We start from the raw sequence: 2,513 nt of genomic DNA on the forward strand, positions 1-2,513 counted from the left end.
GGCCATGTCGAGGTCTTTCGGATGGACTGTGTGAGAACTTCCATCATCGGAAGACCTCGACGTCTATCCGGGCAGCGACGCGCCGTGTTCTGGAATCACCGATCTACACTCTCAATTACGAAGAGCCAGATTAGACCGTCTGGGAGGGCTCCGCTGACAAGCGGGGCCCTCCTCGTCATCTGTCAGGCGACAAGCTCATCGCCAGGGCCTCAGTCCAAGCAGCCGAGCACGCGCGGCGAAGCTCGGGTTGGTGGATAGAGAAGGGACTGGCCACACCCGGCACGCAGGTATGACCAGCCCCTTGCCCGTCTTAGACGGACCTCAAGAGATCACTCGGATGAGGACGGACGATCCGGCTCGTTCTTCGCGCTGCCGGTTCGACTGGCCAGCGTTCCGTAGCGTTTCTTCTTCTTTCCATCTTCAGAGATGTAGGGGTCGCGGAACTCCGGCGCCGGCTCAACAGCTTCGGGAGCAGTCACGACCTCTTCCTCATCGTCGTATTCATGAGCGAAGACGTCGTCTTCATCGGCCCTGCGCTCGACCTCTTCGGGTGGGAGCACCTTCTTCCACTTGCGCATTCGCACTCGTGGCAGTTCACCGGCGTCCTCACGCAACGCTCGCATGAGGGCGTAGATCTGGAAGTACGCGATGATGAAGAACGGGAGCCCGACGAGGATGATCGTCGACTGCAGTGCCTCGAGTCCACCCGAACCGGAGAAGACGAGCAGCGCCGCGGTGACAACGGCAATAGCCAGAGCCCAGAATATTCGCTGCCCCAGCGGATTGAAGTCTTCGTGACCGTTGTTCATCGTGTCCACCACGAGAGCCGCAGAGTCCACCGAGGTGACGAAGAAGATGATCACCAAGATGATGGCGATAACGGACACTGGCGCAGCTAGCGGGTAATGCTCGAGGAATGCGAACAGCGCACCAGGGACATCACCCTGTTCCACGACGCGATCGACGAGTCCACCACCCTGATTGAACTCGATGTCAAAGGAAGCGTATCCGAAGACTCCGAACCAGACGACGGAGAAGGCCGACGGAATCGCGAGAACTCCGATGACGAACTGCCTGATGGTACGACCGCGGGAGATCCGGGCGATGAAGATACCCACGAAGGGCGACCAGGTGATGGTCCAGGCCCAGTAGAAGACCGTCCAGGTGTTCTGCCAGCCTGTGTCGGCGAAGGTGTCATTCCACAGTGCCAGTTCCGGAAGCGTCTGGATGTAGGTGCCCAAGGATTCGAAGATGCCGCGAGCTATGAACAAGGTGGGCCCGAGGACGATGATGAAGATCAGCAACAGGACAGCGACCACGATGTTGATGTTCGACAACACTTTGATGCCCTTGTCCAGACCCATTGACACAGAAATAGTCGCCAAGCCGCAGACCACGCCGATGATGATGAGCTGCCAAAGTGCATTCTCCGGGATGCCGATGACCTGGGCCAGACCACCGTTGATCTGCAATGTGCCAAGACCGATAGATACCGCAATACCGAAGACGGTGCCGATGATGGCGACAACGTCAATGAACTTGCCGATGGGACCATGGATCTTCTCACCGAGGATCGGCTGGAAGATGGAGCTCACACGCGGTGGCAGGTTCCTCTTGTGAATGAAGTAGGCGAAGCACAACGCCGGCAGGGTGAAGATCGTCCAGGTATGCAGGGTGAAGTGATAATAGGTGAAGTTCATCGCGTCGGTGGCAGCTTCGACCGTACCGGGTTCGATGCCCAAGGACCCCCGAGGTGGGTCGCCGAAGTGGCTGACCGGTTCCGCGACTCCCCAGAACATGAGGATCGATCCGATGCCGGCGGCAAACAACATCGCGAACCAGGCACCATTCGAGTGCTCCGGTTCCTCGTTGTCCGGGCCGAGCTTGGCCCGACCGTACCGTGATGCGGCTATGTAGATGAGGAAGACCAAAAAGACGGTGACGCCGAGGATGTAGAACCATCCGAGGTTCGTCAGCAGCCAGTCCGACGCGACAGAGACACCACTGTCGAGAGCGTCAGTGAAAAAGATCGTGGCGAGCACGAACAGAATGATGACCGCGGCTGACGAAAAGAAGATCGCCGGGTTGGTCCGGAGCCTAAGGGTATCGTGCAGACGGTTGAGCATGAGCGGTACCTTCCTACGTGTTGTGACCACCACACTACCTATACAGTCCATCACTGTGGACTGAACCACGCGTAGGAATTTGGGAAAGTTCAACCGATGGTCAGGCCCAGAATAGACAGAATCTCCTGCTCGCAGGCGCTGCGAGATCTCGAAGCCGTGAATGAAGAATGGTGGTGCGGACCCCACCCCGTCAAAAGGGCCGAAATCCACACCACCACAAACAAGTGAAGGCCACCCCCACAAAGGGAGTGGCCTTCACTCTTAAAGAATATTGCGGCAGTCACCTACTCTCCCACAACCACCAAGTTGCAGTACCATCAGCGCGAATGGGCTTAGCTACCGGGATCGGAACGGTTAACCGGGCGTTTCCCCACCACTATCACCACC

The 2,513-nt window shown here is 58.0% G+C and carries 1 protein-coding gene and 1 rRNA gene; both read right to left on the minus strand.

The features are described 5' to 3' along the window. Positions 1-329 precede the first annotated feature (329 nt). Entirely contained in the window at positions 330-2,126 is a 1,797-nt protein-coding gene (locus BAUR9175_RS19000; protein ID WP_101584970.1) for a BCCT family transporter, read from the minus strand. A 271-nt stretch (positions 2,127-2,397) separates the two neighbouring features. Beyond that, positions 2,398-2,513: ribosomal RNA gene (gene rrf / locus BAUR9175_RS19005) — 5S ribosomal RNA — on the minus strand; the annotation flags it as partial.

It is taken from the genome of Brevibacterium aurantiacum (genome assembly GCF_900169065.1).
Taxonomy (GTDB): Bacteria; Actinomycetota; Actinomycetes; order Actinomycetales; family Brevibacteriaceae; genus Brevibacterium; species Brevibacterium aurantiacum.